General features: G+C 70.2%; 11 protein-coding genes. 5 read left to right on the forward strand and 6 right to left on the reverse strand.

Features of this window, described 5'->3' with window-relative positions:
• Positions 1 to 311: 311 nt before the first annotated feature.
• Positions 312 to 2,090, reverse strand: coding sequence for an SDR family oxidoreductase (locus ACFXPL_RS06570; protein ID WP_384913475.1), 1,779 nt, complete (start codon positions 2,088 to 2,090; stop codon positions 312 to 314).
• Positions 2,091 to 2,448: 358 nt separating this feature from the next.
• On the opposite strand from ACFXPL_RS06570, the gene ACFXPL_RS06575 reads away from it, so the two are divergent.
• The 5 genes from ACFXPL_RS06575 to ACFXPL_RS06595 all read left to right on the forward strand — a co-directional run bounded on the left by ACFXPL_RS06575 (position 2,449) and on the right by ACFXPL_RS06595 (position 6,999).
• Positions 2,449 to 3,474 (forward strand): ABC transporter ATP-binding protein, encoded by a 1,026-nt coding sequence (locus ACFXPL_RS06575; RefSeq protein WP_384913773.1) that lies wholly within the window; start codon positions 2,449 to 2,451, stop codon positions 3,472 to 3,474.
• Entirely contained in the window at positions 3,464 to 4,387 is a 924-nt protein-coding gene (locus ACFXPL_RS06580; RefSeq protein WP_384913478.1) for an ABC transporter permease subunit, read from the forward strand. The genes ACFXPL_RS06575 and ACFXPL_RS06580 overlap by 11 nt, the downstream gene beginning before the upstream one ends.
• On the forward strand, positions 4,384 to 5,295 hold the full coding sequence (locus ACFXPL_RS06585; RefSeq protein WP_384913482.1) for an ABC transporter ATP-binding protein: 912 nt from the start codon (positions 4,384 to 4,386) through the stop codon (positions 5,293 to 5,295). The genes ACFXPL_RS06580 and ACFXPL_RS06585 overlap by 4 nt, the downstream gene beginning before the upstream one ends.
• 25 nt (positions 5,296 to 5,320) lie before the next feature.
• A complete protein-coding gene (locus ACFXPL_RS06590) occupies positions 5,321 to 6,040 on the forward strand; it encodes an ABC transporter permease (protein ID WP_384913485.1) in 720 nt (239 codons plus the stop codon).
• Positions 6,041 to 6,306: 266 nt separating this feature from the next.
• Positions 6,307 to 6,999 carry a hypothetical protein gene (locus ACFXPL_RS06595; RefSeq protein ID WP_384913776.1) on the forward strand — a complete coding sequence of 231 codons (693 nt, stop codon included), beginning with the start codon at positions 6,307 to 6,309 and terminating at the stop codon, positions 6,997 to 6,999.
• A gap of 419 nt (positions 7,000 to 7,418) precedes the next feature.
• On the opposite strand, the gene ACFXPL_RS06600 is transcribed toward ACFXPL_RS06595, so the two are convergent.
• From ACFXPL_RS06600 to ACFXPL_RS06620, 5 genes are all read right to left on the reverse strand, one after another.
• Positions 7,419 to 8,237 (reverse strand): HAD family hydrolase, encoded by an 819-nt coding sequence (locus tag ACFXPL_RS06600; protein WP_384913778.1) that lies wholly within the window; start codon positions 8,235 to 8,237, stop codon positions 7,419 to 7,421.
• A 2-nt stretch (positions 8,238 to 8,239) separates the two neighbouring features.
• A complete protein-coding gene (serS, locus tag ACFXPL_RS06605; protein WP_384913487.1) occupies positions 8,240 to 9,517 on the reverse strand; it encodes a serine--tRNA ligase in 1,278 nt (425 codons plus the stop codon).
• Positions 9,518 to 10,173: 656 nt separating this feature from the next.
• Positions 10,174 to 11,109: a prephenate dehydratase gene (gene pheA / locus ACFXPL_RS06610; RefSeq protein ID WP_384913490.1), complete on the reverse strand. Its 936-nt coding sequence runs from the start codon at positions 11,107 to 11,109 to the stop codon at positions 10,174 to 10,176.
• Positions 11,110 to 11,178: 69 nt separating this feature from the next.
• Positions 11,179 to 12,417: an iron uptake transporter deferrochelatase/peroxidase subunit gene (gene efeB, locus ACFXPL_RS06615; protein ID WP_384913781.1), complete on the reverse strand. Its 1,239-nt coding sequence runs from the start codon at positions 12,415 to 12,417 to the stop codon at positions 11,179 to 11,181.
• 137 nt (positions 12,418 to 12,554) lie between these two features.
• Positions 12,555 to 14,636, reverse strand: coding sequence for a copper resistance CopC/CopD family protein (locus tag ACFXPL_RS06620; protein WP_384913493.1), 2,082 nt, complete (start codon positions 14,634 to 14,636; stop codon positions 12,555 to 12,557).
• Positions 14,637 to 14,650 lie beyond the last annotated feature (14 nt).

A 14,650-nucleotide genomic window follows, 5' to 3' on the forward strand; every position in this document is an offset into this window, starting at 1 on the left:
GTGGGGCGGGCCGGGTCGGTCCTGCTGGTCGGGTTGCTCGGGTTGCTCGGGTCGGTCTGTCCGGTCGGTGTCGTGGTGCATCCGGCCAGAGTGCCGGGAGGTGGCGGAATGTCGCCACCGGATTTCGAACTCGTCGTTGCACATAGGTTTGATCCACAGTCAACTTGACTTATCCACAGGCTATTTGGCGATTCTGTGGACAAGTGTCAAGCATTTTCTCGTCATTTGGTCACATTGTCACGCTCGTCCTTATGTTGAAGTGAGGGCGTGCAAGGCCCTTGTGCGGAGCCGCATGTCCTCGCACCCGGCGTTCACAGCGGAGGCTCCACCCGGGCGACGGCACGACGCGCCCGCGAGGCGATCCGCGACAGGACCCACGCGCCGCGCGCCTCCGCGGTGACGGGCACGACGGCCTGGTTGCGGACGACGGCGCGCAGCACGGCGTCGGCGACCTTCTCGGGCGGGTAGCCGCGCATTCCGTACAGCCGGGCGGTCTTCTTCCGGAGACGGTCCTCCTCCGCGGCGGAGACACCGGTGAAGTGCGCCGTGGAGGCGATGCCGGTATGGACGAAGCCGGGACAGACGGCCGACACCCCGATGGAACTCCCGGCCAGTTCGGCGCGCAGGCACTCGCTGAGCATCAGCACGGCCGCCTTGGACGTGGCGTACGCGCTCAGCGCACGGGAGGGCTGATAGGCCGCGGCGGAGGCGGTGTTGACGATATGGCCGCCCTGGCCGCGCTCCACCATCTGTCCGCCGAAGAGCCGGCAGCCATGGATCACCCCCCACAGATGGGTGTCCAGAACGCTCTTCCACTCCTCGGCGGTGGTGTCGAGGAAGGCTCCCGACAGCCCGATTCCCGCGTTGTTGACCAGGACGTCGACCGTGCCGTACTCCGTCGCGACCTTCGCGGCGAGTCGCTCCATGGCCGGTCCGTCGCCGACGTCGACGGTCTCGCTCCAGGCGTCCGGTGCGCCGATCTGGCCGGCCAGCTCCGCCGTTCTCGCCGCGCCGTCCCCGTCCCGGTCCACCGCCACGACCCGGGCGCCCGCCTCGGCGAACGCGAAGGCCACCGCCCGGCCGATGCCGCCGGCCGCGCCCGTGACCAGGACGAGCTGTCCGCCGAAACGCTGGGCGTACGGGCCGCTCGGCGCGCCGGCCGCGGCCCGCGGTACACCCTCCTCCTGGGCGAGGACGAAGGAACCGATCCATGAGGCCAGTTGGTCGGGGCGGGTGCGGGGCACCCAGTGCTTGGCGGGCAGTGAGCGTCGTACGAGTCCGGGTGCCCACCGTTCCAGATCGTCGTACAGCCGCTCGGAGAGGAAGGCGTCCCCGGTCGGTGTGATGAGCTGGACCGGCGCGTGCGCGTAGGCGTCCGTACGCGGCCGGCGCAGCCGGGGGCGTACGTTGTCCCGGTAGAGCCAGGCCCCGTGTGCCGCGTCCCGCGGCAGCGAGGAGGTCGGGTAGCCCTCCCCGGACAGCCCCTCGGTGCGCCGGAGCACCCCCGGCCACCGCCTGCCGAGCGGCCCGCGCCAGGCCAGCTCCGGCAGGACCGGGGTGTGCAGCGCGTAGACGTACCAGGACTTGGCGCTCTGGCCGAGGAGCTGCCCCACCCGGCGCGGGGTGGGGTGCGCCGCCCGCTCCTTGAACCAGTGCCCGAGATGGTCCAGGGAGGGACCCGACATCGAGGTGAACGAGGCGATACGGCCTTCGGTCCCGGCCACGGTGACGAACTCCCAGGACTGCACGGACCCCCAGTCGTGGCCCACGAGATGGACCGGCCGGTCCGGGCTCACCGCGTCGGCGACCGCCAGGAAGTCGTCCGTCAGCTTCTCCAGGGTGAAGCCGCCGCGGAGCGGGGCCGGGGCCGTGGACCTGCCGTGGCCCCGTACGTCGTACAGCACGACGTGGAAGCGGTCCTGGAGCCGCTCGGCGACCTCGGACCAGACCTCCTTGCTGTCCGGATAGCCGTGCACGAACAGCACTGTCGGACGGGCCGGATCGCCCAGCTCGGCGACGCACAGGTCGACCTCGCGGGCGCGCACCCAGCGCTCGCGGTACCCGTTCCCCCCAGGGGCGTCGTCCTTCATACGGCCTCCTCCGCGCACGCGCACACCAGGCGCTGGACCTTCTTGGACCCCCGCGACGCGGCGGCCTGTTCGCGCATAGGCACCCCGCCACGCCTCCGTCCCGTGTGCGCTACGTGTTCGTCCCGTGACACCGATGAATGTGGCAATGGACCGGCGGTCGCGTCAAGTGACCTGTCGTCCCTGTGGACAACGAGGCCGGGGGGCCTTCCTCTCCGGTCTCTCCTCCTACGGGCAGGGCCCCTACGGGTCCGTACGACTGGAGACGGACACGGATACAGGCGCCAGGGCTGACGTCCGCTGTGGCCCGCACCACTACCTTCGAGTGGTGACGACTGTGATCGCGACCGAAAGCCTGAGCATGCGGTACCCCCGGGTGACCGCGCTCGACCGGCTGTCCCTGGACATCGGGCCCGGTGTGACCGGCCTCGTGGGTGCCAACGGAGCCGGTAAATCCACCATGATCAAGATTCTGCTCGGCCTGTCCCGTGCGACGGAGGGCCGGGCCACCGTGCTCGGGCTCGACGTCGCCACCAGCGGCAGCGCCATCCGCGAGCAGGTCGGATACATGCCCGAACACGACTGCCTGCCGCCGGACGTCTCGGCCACCGAGTTCGTCGTCCACATGGCGCGCATGTCCGGGCTGCCGCCGACCGCGGCCCGCGAGCGGACCGCCGACACCCTGCGCCATGTCGGCCTCTACGAAGAGCGCTACCGCCCCATCGGCGGCTACTCCACCGGCATGAAGCAGCGCGTCAAACTCGCGCAGGCGCTCGTCCACGATCCGAAGCTCGTCCTCCTCGACGAACCGACCAACGGCCTCGACCCGGTCGGCCGCGACGAGATGCTGGGCCTGATCCGCCGTGTCCACACCGACTTCGGCATCTCCGTCCTGGTCACCTCGCATCTCCTGGGCGAACTCGAACGCACCTGTGACCACGTCGTCGTCATCGACGGCGGACGGCTGCTGCGCTCCAGCTCCACCAGCGACTTCACCCAGATCACCACGACCCTCGCGGTCGAGGTCACCGACACGGACGCGCATCCCGATGGAACGGGGGCGCTGCGCGACTCCCTCACCGCCGCCGGGGTCACGCTCCGCTCGGACACGGAGGAGGGGCTGCCGGGCGCGGGTCACATCCTGCTGATCGAGGCCACGGGCGAGGAGACGTACGACATCGTCCGCGACACCGTCGCCGGGCTCGGCCTCGGCCTCGTACGGATGGAACAGCGCCGCCACCACATCGCGGAGGTCTTCCGCCCACGTTCCGCCGCCGAGTCGCACCAAGGCCAGGGCCACGACGCCGATCAGGGCCACGGCCAGGCCCAGGGCGCCGACCGGACGGCGTACGCACTGCAGAAGGGAGGCGCCCGCGATGAGCGCTGAGACCGACGCCCTCACCGGCACCCACAGCGGTACCGACACCGGTGCCAGCCGGATCCACAACATCGGATACCGCGCGTACGAAGGGTCCCGGCTCGGCCGCGCCTACGCCCGCCGCTCCCTCTACTCGCAGTCCCTGCGCGGCGCGTACGGACTCGGCCGGTCGGCCAAGTCCAAGGTCCTGCCGATGATCCTCCTCGCGGTGATGTGCCTGCCCGCGGCGATCGTCGTGGCAGTCGCCGTCGCGACGGACCTCAAGAGCCTGCCCATGGACTACACGCGCTACGCGATCTTCACCCAGGCGGTGATCGGTCTCTTTCTCGCCGCGCAGGCGCCCCAGTCCGTCTCCCGCGATCTGCGCTTCAAGTCCATTCCGCTCTACTTCTCGCGCCCCATCGAGCGCGGCGACTACGTCCTCGCGAAGTTCGGCGCGATGGCCTCCGCCCTGCTCATCCTGACCGGCGTACCGATCCTCATCCTCTACATCGGCTCTCTGCTGGCGTCGATGGACTTCGTCGAGCAGACCAAGGGGTTCGGCCAGGGGCTCGTGTCGGTGACGGTGCTCTCCCTCCTCTTCGGCGGACTCGGCCTGGTGATGGCCGCGCTCACGCCGCGCCGCGGGTTCGGTGTCGCAGGGGTCATCGCGATACTGACCATCTCCTACGGGGCCGTCTCCGTCCTCCAGGCGATCGCCCTGTCCACGGGCCGGACCGACGCCGTGCAGTGGATCGGCCTCTTCTCACCCATCACGCTCATCGACGGACTGCAGACCGCGTTCCTCGGTGCCTCGTCGTCCTTCCCCGGGGGCGCGGGCCCCTCGGCCGGGGTCGGCGTGGTCTACCTGCTGGCAGTCCTCGCGCTCATCTCCGGCTCGTACGCCCTCCTCATGAGCCGTTACCGGAAGGTCGGGCTGTGACCACCATCAACATCGACCACACCTCGCGCTGGTTCGGGAACGTGGTCGCCGTCAACGACGTGACCATGACCATCGGCCCCGGTGTGACCGGCCTGCTCGGCCCCAACGGCGCGGGCAAGTCCACCCTCATCAACATGATGGCGGGCTTCCTCGCCCCCTCCACGGGCACCGTCACCCTCGACGGGGAGAAGATCTGGCGCAACGAGTCCGTCTACCGCCGGATCGGCATCGTGCCGGAGCGGGAGGGGATGTACGACTTCCTCACCGGTCTCGAATTCGTCGTCGCCAACGCCGAACTGCACGGTCTGGGCGCCAAGGCGGCCCGTACCGCGCTCGCCACGGTCGAGATGGAGTACGCGCAGGACCGCAGGATCGGGACGTACAGCAAGGGCATGCGCCAGCGGGTGAAGATGGCGTCCGCGCTGGTCCACGACCCGTCGGTGCTGCTGCTCGACGAGCCGTTCAACGGCATGGACCCGCGCCAGCGCATGCAGCTCATGGAGCTGCTGCGGCGTATGGGCGCCGCGGGCCGCACGGTGCTGTTCTCCTCCCACATCCTGGAGGAGGTCGAACAACTCGCCTCGCACATCGAGGTGGTCGTGGCCGGCCGGCACGCCGCATCCGGTGACTTCCGCAAGATCCGCAGGCTGATGACCGACCGGCCGCACCGCTATCTCGTACGGTCCAGCGACGACCGCGCGCTCGCCGCCGCCCTGATCGCCGACCCGTCGACGGCCGGCATCGAGGTCGACCTCGCCGAGGGCGCCCTGCGCATCCAGGCCGTCGACTTCGGCCGCTTCACCGCGCTGCTGCCGAAGGTCGCCCACGAGCACTCCATCCGGCTGCTCACGGTCTCGCCCTCGGACGAATCCCTTGAGTCGGTCTTCTCCTACCTCGTAGCGGCCTGAGCGGCCTGAAAGGAGCTGTGACGTCATGTACAACCCCACAGTCGCCCGGCTCACCTACCGGGCCCTGCTCGGCAGGCGCCGGGCCGCGATCCTCTTCGTACTGCCCGCGCTGCTGATCCTGATGGCGGTCGCCGTCCGGATGTTCAACGGTGTCGACGACCAGGTCGCCTCGGAGGTGCTGGGCGGCTTCGCCCTCGCGACGATGGTCCCGCTGATCGGCGTGATCGCCGGTACGGGCGCGATCGGACCCGAGATCGACGACGGCTCGATCGTCTACCTGCTCTCCAAGCCGGTGAACCGGACGGCGATCATCTTCACCAAACTGATCGTGGCGATCGCCGTCACCATGGGGTTCTCCGCGATCCCCACCTTCATCGCCGGATGGATCCTCAACGGCAACGGCCAGCAGATCGCGATCGCCTACACGGTCGCGGCGCTCGTCGCATCGATCGCGTACAGCGCGCTCTTCCTGCTGCTCGGTACGGTCAGCCGGCACGCGGTGGTCATCGGCCTGGTCTACGCACTGGTCTGGGAGACCCTCTTCGGCAGCCTGGTGTCCGGCGCGCGGACCCTCAGCGTCCAGCAGTGGGCGCTCGCGCTCGCCCAGAAGATCGATGCCGGTTCCACGATCACCTCGGACGTCGGGCTGCCGCTGGCGGTGAGCCTGCTGGTGGGGGTCTCGGTGGCGGCGACCTGGTACGCGGGCCGGAAGCTGCGGACGCTGACGCTCGCGGGCGAGGAGTGAGGTCTGACGGCGCTGCCGCGCGACGGCGACACGGCGCCGCCGCGCGAGGGCCGCGTAACTGTGCGTTTATCGGCTCGTTGATTCGTGTGCGTGGAGGCAATTGGAGTTCGTAGCGTCGAGCGTTCGTGAATCTGGGGATTGCCGGTGGCGGTTCGAAAGAGCCGCCGCACCGGTCATTGGGTGAGTAGCCACCGTGAGCCGACCTCCGCCCCTGAAGCCCGGGGAGAGGGCCGGCCATCATCGGTTCACGAATGGAAGGCACGCTCATGCCACCTGAAGGTGCTCTGCTCGAATCGCGCTCGATGCGTGACAGTGTCATGGCGCGGGTCGAGGCACTCGACAAGGTCAAGGCTCTGCGGATGCTGCCGGACGGCGTACATGTCACGACAGAGGGCGTCGCTCGCTACTTCGAAGTATCCACAGACGTCATCAGGCAGTTGACCGCGCGGCATCGCGCGGAGCTGTCGGAGAATGGGCTGCAGGTGTTGCGCGGCCCTGACCTGCGCGAATATCAGAGTGACAACATGTCACTCTCATCCGCGAGCGAAGGAAGTTATCCACAGAGGCGGTCCAGTCTCACCCTCCACACCCGCCGCGCCGTCCTCAACGTCGCGATGCTTCTTCGCGACAGCGACATCGCGCGGTGTGTCCGTACGTACCTTCTCGACGCCGAGGAGGGCCGGCGCGAGGGGTACGCCGCACTCGACCGGCGAGTGACGGACATCGAGTCCTGCCTCGGCGGGGTCGGGGTGGCGCTTCAGGAGCTGGGGCCGGTGCTGAACCGGATGTCGTACCGGCTCGACAGCCTCGACCGGAGGCTCGACGCCACCAACCAGGTGGTCGCCGCGATCAGTAACCGGCTGTGCGAGATGTCCGACCGTATCGACCGGGTGGACGCCAAGGTGGATCACGTAGCCCAGCAGGTGGGGGAGTTGCGGCGCGGACGTAAGCGCCGCTGATCCACTCCCGGCAGCCCGGCAGCCCGGCAGCCCGGCGGTCCGGCAGCCCGGCAGCCCGGCGGTCCGGCAGGTCCGTGTCCGTCCGCGCCCTCACTCGGCGGGCGGGCGCGGGCCCGTACGGATAATCAGTGGCGCGCCGTGGTGCGCCGGGAGCACAGTGGTGATGTCACGGCAACCGAGCTGCCGGGACGCACCACAGACCGGGAGCGGAGCACGGCGATGACCGGCTGACGAGTCCGTCGAGTCGAGTCCGTCGAGTTTCGAACAGGGCAGCACCGCGCCGGCACCGGAGGAGCCATTACCACTCCGCGCAGCCGCACGAGTGCCGCCCGGGGGCGGCCGCTTCGAGCGCGCATCCGCGCGGGCCGCCCCTCCCGTACACCCTCGCTCCCGGCCGCGTACCTCGCCACGCGGCCGGCTCAGCCGAGCAGCAGCTTCTCCAGCACCACCGCGATGCCGTCGTCCGCGTTGGAGTCCGTGATCTCGTCCGCCACGGCCTTCAGCTCCGCGTGCGCGTTCGCCATCGCCACGCCGTGCCGCGCCCAGCCGAACATCGGGATGTCGTTGGGCATGTCACCGAACGCGATCGTGTCCGCCGCCTTCAGGCCGAGCCTGCGCGCGGCCAGCGAGAGGCCGGTGGCCTTCGACAGGCCCAGGGGAAGGATTTCCACTATCCCCTCGCCCGCCATCACCACGTCGACCAGGCTCCCGACCGTCGCGCGCGCGACCTGCGCCAGCGCGTCGTCGTCCAGCTCCGGGTGCTGGACGTAGACCTTGTTCAGCGGCGCCGCCCACAGCTCCGCCGGGTCCTCGACGAGCGTGCTCCGCAGCGGGCCTTCCTGTAGCCGGTAGCCGGAGGTGACCAGGACCTCGCCGTCGAGCCCGTCCCGGCTCACGGCCAGCGCGAGCGGGCCGGTCTCGCTCTCGATCTTGGCGAGTGCCAGCCCGGCGAGCTGCCGGTCCAGCGTCAGGGAGGTCAGCAGCCTGTGCTCACCGGCGTGGTAGACCTGCGCGCCCTGCCCGCACACCGCGAGGCCTTCGTACCCCAGGTCGTCCAGGACATGGCGCGTCCAGGGCACGGACCGTCCGGTGACGATGATGTGCGCCGCACCCGCCGCGGTGGTCGCGGCGAGCGCTTCGCGCGTACGGCCCGAGACCGTGCCGTCGTCCCGCAGCAGCGTGCCGTCGAGATCGGTCGCGACCAGCTTGTACGGGAACGGCGCGGCAGCCGGGTCGATGCTCACTTGGTGATCGGCTCCAGTACCTCACGGCCGCCCAGGTACGGACGGAGCATCTCGGGCACGCGTACCGTGCCGTCGGCCTGCTGGTGGTTCTCCAGGATCGCCACGATCGTGCGCGGCACGGCGCACAGCGTGCCGTTCAGCGTCGAGAGCGGCTTGACCTGCTTGCCGTCGCGCATCCGGACCGAGAGCCTGCGGGCCTGGAAGCCGTCGCAGTTGGACGCCGAGGTCAGCTCGCGGTACTTGCCCTGCGTCGGGATCCACGCCTCGCAGTCGAACTTGCGCGTGGCCGAGGCGCCCAGGTCGCCCGACGCCACATCGATCACCTGGAAGGGCAGCTCAAGGCCGGTCAGCCACTGCTTCTCCCACTCCAGCAGCCGCTGGTGCTCGGACTGGGCCTCCGCCGGGTTGACGTACGAGAACATCTCGACCTTGTCGAACTGGTGGACCCGGAAGATGCCCCGGGTGTCCTTGCCGTACGTACCGGCCTCGCGGCGGAAGCACGGCGAGTAGCCCGCGTACCGCAGGGGCAGCTTGTCGGCCTCGATGATCTCGTCCATGTGGTACGCCGCGAGGGGCACCTCCGACGTGCCCACCAGGTAGTAGTCGTCCTTCTCCAGGTGATACACGTTCTCGGACGCCTGGCCGAGGAAGCCCGTACCCTCCATGGCGCGCGGGCGGACCAGCGCCGGGGTGAGCATCGGGATGAAGCCGGCCTCGGTGGCCTGCGCGATCGCCGCGTTGACCAGCGCCAGCTCCAGCAGCGCACCGATCCCGGTCAGGTAGTAGAAGCGCGAACCCGAGACCTTGGCGCCGCGCTCGACGTCGATGGCGCCCAGCGACTCGCCCAGCTCCAGGTGGTCCTTGGGGGCGAAGCCCTCCGCCCCGAAGTCACGGATCGTGCCGTGCGTCTCCAGGACGACGAAGTCCTCCTCGCCGCCCACCGGGACGTCGGGGTGGACGACGTTGCCGAGCTGGAGGAGGAGTCGCTTGGCCTCCTCGTCGGCCTCGTGCTGCTCGGCGTCGGCGGCCTTCACGTCGGCCTTGAGCTGCTCGGCCTTCTTGAGCAGCTCGGCGCGCTCCTCGGCGGAGGCCTTGGGGATCAGCTTGCCGAGCGACTTCTGCTCGGAGCGCAGCTCGTCGAAGCGGACGCCGGACGACCTGCGCCGCTCGTCGGCGGAGAGCAGGGCGTCGACAAGGCCGACGTCCTCTCCACGGGCGCGCTGGGAGGCGCGAACACGGTCGGGGTCCTCACGAAGCAGGCGAAGGTCAATCACCCCACCAGGCTACCGGTGCGCGCTGACAACGCCCCACTCGATTGCCGACAACCATGCTCGCTGTCCGAATTGCCGCATTTGGTAAAACTGTCGGGAAATCCCTTGCCGGCCTCCCGTCGTTCGTCAATAAAGGGGATTGAATTCCCCGGAACGAGGCATTCCGGCATTGCCGCCTTGACTCACTTCCCTTGTGGGGGGCGGGATTTGGAGTGGGTGACGGAGGGGGGCCGGGCCCTCTGTTGTCCACAGAGGAGTGGACTCCCCTGAAGTTATCCACAGGCTGTGTGGGAGATCTGTGGATCCCGGAAAAGGGCCCTACGGAAACTGGATGGAGGGCGGAAAAACCGCCCCTCAAACCCACTTCACACACTCATTCGGGTGGGAATTGCTCGCTCTGACGAGTTGATCACGGGAATGGGGGTGACGCCGGGCGGTCGAACGCGATCGAGGGGCCTGTGGACGAAAGTGGGACGACTGCGACGATTTGTCGACTGCGGCGAGGCTGGTTGTCGACTTGTCCCCAGGTCGAGAACCGGTCCTGTGGATAACTTGGGTCTCTGTCCACAGGGCCTGTGCCGCAGCCCTGGGCGCTGCCGGTGTCCGGGGGCACGCCCGGCACCGGGCGTGCACGCCCGGCACCGGGCCGCAGGCTCGCGTCAGGCCCGGCCGTCCTGGCTGCGGGCCAGCCAGTCCGCCGCGCCGATGAACTCGGCGTCCGAGGTCCCGGGGCGCAGCGTCCCCACGTCCGCGGCAGACACCCCGGCCCGCGGATATGAACCGAGGAACCGCACCTTCGGGCAGATCCGCTTCAGCCCCATCAGCGCCTCCCCCACCCGGCGGTCCGAGATGTGGCCCTCGGCGTCCACGGCGAAGCAGTAGTTGCCGATGCCCGCGCCGGTCGGCCGCGACTGGATCAGCATCAGGTTGACGCCGCGCACCGCGAACTCCTGGAGAAGTTCGAGCAGCGCGCCCGGGCGGTCGTCGCCCAGCCAGATGACCACTGAGGTCTTGTCCGCGCCCGTCGGCGCCGCGGGGCGCGCGGGCCGGCCCACCAGGACGAAGCGCGTCTCCGCGTTCGCCGCGTCGTGGATCTCGCTGACCAGGGGTTCGAGGCCGTACGTGGCCGCCGCGAACGCGCCCGCGAAGGCCGCGTCGAACCGGCCCTCCTGCACCAGCCGAGCCCCGTCCGCGTTCGACGCGGCCGACTCCCACAGCGCTTCCGGGAGCTGGGCCCGCAGCCAGTTGCGCACCTGCGGCTGGGACACCGGGTGCCCGGTCACCGTCTTCACGTCGGAGAGCTGCGTCCCCGGCCGTACGAGGAGGGCGAAGCTGATCGGCAGCAGCACCTCGCGGTAGATCATCAGGGGCTCGCCGCCGGCCAGTTCGTCGAGGGTCGAGGTGACCCCGCCCTCCACCGAGTTCTCGATCGGTACGAGGGCCGCCGCGGCCTCTCCGCTCCGTACGGCGTCGAGAGCCGCCGGGACCGACACCATGGGGACCAGCTCCCGCGTGGCGGCCTCGGGGAGGGTGCGGAGGGCCGCTTCCGTGAAGGTGCCCTCAGGGCCGAGATACGTATAGCGCGTCGCCGACATACGGTCACCCTAATGGCCCGGCCCCGCCGATGGTTCCCGTGTCCGCGTGCGTGCTGGGGCCCAGGAGGCTCAGGATTCCAGCAGCCGCTGGCCCACGTACTCCCCCTGGCGAGCCCCGCCGGGCACCGCGAACAGGCCGCTCGACTCGTGGCGGATGAACGCCGACAGCGCGTCCCCGCGGTCGAGCTTGCGCTGCACGGGTACGAACCCCTTGAGTGGGTCGGCCTGCCAGCAGACGAAGAGGAGCCCGGCGTCGGGTGTTCCGTCGGCGCCGATGCCGTCGTGGAAGGAGAAGGGACGGCGCAGCATGGCGGCCCCGCCGTTCGCGTCCGGCCGAGAGATCCGGGCGTGCGCGTTGCTGGGGATCACCAGATCGCCGTCGGGCCCGCGCTTGTCGAGATCAGGCTCGGTCGTCTCCGTACCGCCGGTGAGCGGGGCTCCGTCGGACTTGCGGCGCCCGATGACCTGCTCCTGCTTGGCGGGCGTCAGCTCCTCCCAGTCGTCGAGGAGCATGCGGATGCGCCGTACGACGGCGTAGGAGCCTTCGGCCATCCACTCCGGGGTGCCGGTCGGTGCCTCCGCCGGTACGAAGATCCGCTGATCGAAGTCCGGGTCGGACGGTTTCGGGTTTCGGGTGCCGTCGACCTGGCCCATCAGATTGCGGGCGGTCATGGGCTGCGCGGTCGCGCCGGGGGAGCGGTTGAACCCGTTCATCTGCCAGCGCACCCGGGCCGCCGCGCCCGCGTCCTTCTGGAGTGTGCGCAGGGCGTGGAAGGCGACCAGCGCGTCGTCGGAGCCGATCTGGATCCACAGGTCGCCGTTGCTGCGGGCGGCGTCGAGACGGTCGGAGGAGAAGGCGGGCAGGGGGTCGAGGGCGGCGGGGCGGTGGGCGGTGAGTTCCGTACGGTCGAAGAAGCTGTGGCCGAGGCCGAAGGTCACCGTGAGGGAGGACGGGCCGGCGTCCAGGGAGATCCCGGTGTCGTGGCCGCCGCTCGTCGTACCGCCACTCCGGCCGTTCGACGGTTCGCCGGCCATCAGTGTCCGGGCCGAGGCCGACCAGCGGCGGAGCAGCGCGGCGGCCTCCTTCCGGCCCGCGCCCGGGGCGAGGTCGAAGGCGACCAGGTGGCCGCGGGCGTGCGCCGGGGTGGTGATGCCGGACTGGTGCGCGCCGTGGAAGGGGACGGCCTCCGTGCCGACGGTGGTCAGCGCGGTGACCGGCTCGGGGCGGCGGGCGGTCGCGTAGCCGGCCCCGCCCGCGGCGCCGAGCGCGAGTCCGGCGGCTCCCGCGGAGCCCGCGGTGGTGAGCAGCCGCCGTCTGGAGACGGCGGGGGTGTCGGCCGTCCTCCTGTTGTCGGGCGCGTCGGGCGCGACAGGCGCGTCGGAGGCAGCTGGGGCGGCTGGGGTGTTCCGGCCGGTCGGGGTCTGTCGGGTGTCGCTCACGGTAGTCAGCCGATCTTCACGTTCTTGTCGACGGTCGTCTGGTCGATGTCCGAGGTCCGCACGGTCACCTGGAGCTTCCAGTCGCCGGGCATGGGGAGCAGGACGGGGTCCGCGGTCCATTTTCCGGCCGCGGCGCGCACGGGCGCGATCGGCAGCGGGCCGATCTTCTCGGCCGTGAGGGTGAACGCGATCTTCACCTCGGGCACGTCCATGACCTTCCCCTCGGCGTCGTCGAGGTAGATGTTCATGACGTTGACGCCGGAGCGTGCCGGGTCGAGGGTGAGCCTGACGGTGCCCTGGCCGTTCCTGCCTCCGGTGTCGAAGGGCAGGGTGACGGTGGTGGGGCCCGTCTTCTCCGGCTCGGCGGCTGCCGCCGAGCCGGCCCGGCCGGCTTCCTGTTCCGCGGTGCGGCCCGGCTCGGTGGAGGTCAGCACGGTCGTGACGGCGAGGAGTACGACCGCGACGCCGGCCTCGGCGAGAACGGAGCGGCGCAGTCCGGTCCGTTCGGGATCGGCGTCACGCAGACGCTTCTGGCGTGTGCTCGCCATCGCGGCTTTCTGGCGTATGAGCTGGGTAGCTCTCTCGGCGTCACCAACGACGGTTGTCGCCGCGGGGGTCTCGGGTCCACTCCCAGTCTCCGGTTCCGCCGCGGCTTCGGCCGTCGTTTCCGCCCTCGTCCCGGTTCCTGTCCCCGTCCCTGATGCCGTTTCCGTCCCTTGCGCGAGCCGTCCTGTCCACCGTCGTGAGAACCAGGCGATCACGACCAGGACGGCCACCAGCCCGACCTTGACCAGAAGGAGCCGCCCGTATGACGTCCCCCCGAGCGCCGACCATGATCCGACCTGCCGCCAGGACTGGTAGAGCCCGGTCACGGCGAGGACGACGACGCTGACGAAAGCGATGCGGGAGAAGCGCCGTATCGCCGCGCTCTCCATGAAGGGCGCCTTGTGGAGAGCGACGAGCAGCGCTGTCAGCCCGCCGAGCCAGGTGGCCGCCGCCAGCAGGTGCAGGATGTCCACGGGCATGGCGACACCGGGCTGGATCCCGGTCGAGGCATGTTCGGCGAGAGCCCAGGTGGCGGCGATCCCGGCGGCGACGACGCTGCCGCCCATCGCGAGTCCGAAAGTGAGGTCGTTCTTCTCCGCCTTCTCCGCAGCCCGTGCCGTCCCCGTCGTTCCAGTCGACGTGTTCTCCGCTGTTCCCGTGCTCTCCTCGGTGTTCTCCCCCGTGCCCTTCTCCGTGCCTTCCCCCGTGCTCTCCTCCGTCTCCTCCGGCTCGTCGCGCCTGGCGTACGTGCCGAAGAGAACGGCGATGAACAGCGCGGCGGCGCCGAGCAGCAGCAGCCGGGAGACGAGTGCCGCGCCGGTCTTGGTGGTCAGGACGTCCTGGAGCCCGCCGAGGTCGAAGGCGTCGGCCAGCTTGCCCGAGCCGGTGTACGGGGTGCGCAGGAGCAGCATGACGAGTGTGGCGGCGGTCAGGGCGAGCCAGCCCTGGACGACGAGCCGTTGCAGGGGCCGTACGGACGCCCCGCGCTGCCAGCAGGCGAGGATGAAGGCCGTACCGCCGACGAGGAGGATGAAGCCGGTGTACGAGACGTAGCGGGTGATGTCGTACAGGGCGCCCACGAGCCCGCCGCCGACCTTCTCGACGGGCACGGCGGCGGTGGTCGGGGAGGGCGCTCCGATGGAGAAGGTGAAGGCGCCGGAGATGGGGTGGCTGTCGGCCGAGACGGCCCGCCAGGCGACGGTGTAGGTGCCGTTCGGCAGGCCTGCCTTCAGGGCGACGCCGTACTTGACGCCGGTTCCCGTGCCCAGGTCGCGGATCTGCGCGGTGTCGGCGCGCTTGTTGTCCGGATCGAGTACGCGGATCGAGTCGGCGCCCATGGCGATCTGCTCGGAGAAGGTGAGGGTGATGTCCTGGGGGGCGGTGGCGACCACCGCCCCGTCCTCGGGGGTGCTCCCGGTGAGTGCTGCGTGCGCCGATGCCGTGCCGGAGAGCACGGTGAGGACGGTGCCGAGGAGCACCGTGGTGACGAGAAGCAGCCGCACCAGGGATACGGCTCCGAAGCGCGGGGCGGTGGCTGTCATAGGTCTCTCAGTCC

This window comes from Streptomyces sp. NPDC059092 (assembly GCF_042756365.1).
In the GTDB taxonomy this organism is placed as follows: domain Bacteria; phylum Actinomycetota; class Actinomycetes; order Streptomycetales; family Streptomycetaceae; genus Streptomyces.

Excerpts from the sequence above, each read along its gene's own strand:
- ACFXPL_RS06570 (WP_384913475.1), bottom strand. The coding sequence starts at position 2,090 with ATGAAGGACGACGCCCCTGGGGGGAACGGGTACCGCGAGCGCTGGGTG.
- ACFXPL_RS06595 (WP_384913776.1), top strand. The coding sequence starts at position 6,307 with ATGCCACCTGAAGGTGCTCTGCTCGAATCGCGCTCGATGCGTGACAGT.
- ACFXPL_RS06590 (WP_384913485.1), top strand. The coding sequence starts at position 5,321 with ATGTACAACCCCACAGTCGCCCGGCTCACCTACCGGGCCCTGCTCGGC.
- ACFXPL_RS06575 (WP_384913773.1), top strand. The coding sequence starts at position 2,449 with ATGCGGTACCCCCGGGTGACCGCGCTCGACCGGCTGTCCCTGGACATC.
- ACFXPL_RS06580 (WP_384913478.1), top strand. The coding sequence starts at position 3,464 with ATGAGCGCTGAGACCGACGCCCTCACCGGCACCCACAGCGGTACCGAC.
- pheA (WP_384913490.1), bottom strand. The coding sequence starts at position 11,109 with ATGTCGGCGACGCGCTATACGTATCTCGGCCCTGAGGGCACCTTCACG.
- ACFXPL_RS06620 (WP_384913493.1), bottom strand. The coding sequence starts at position 14,636 with ATGACAGCCACCGCCCCGCGCTTCGGAGCCGTATCCCTGGTGCGGCTG.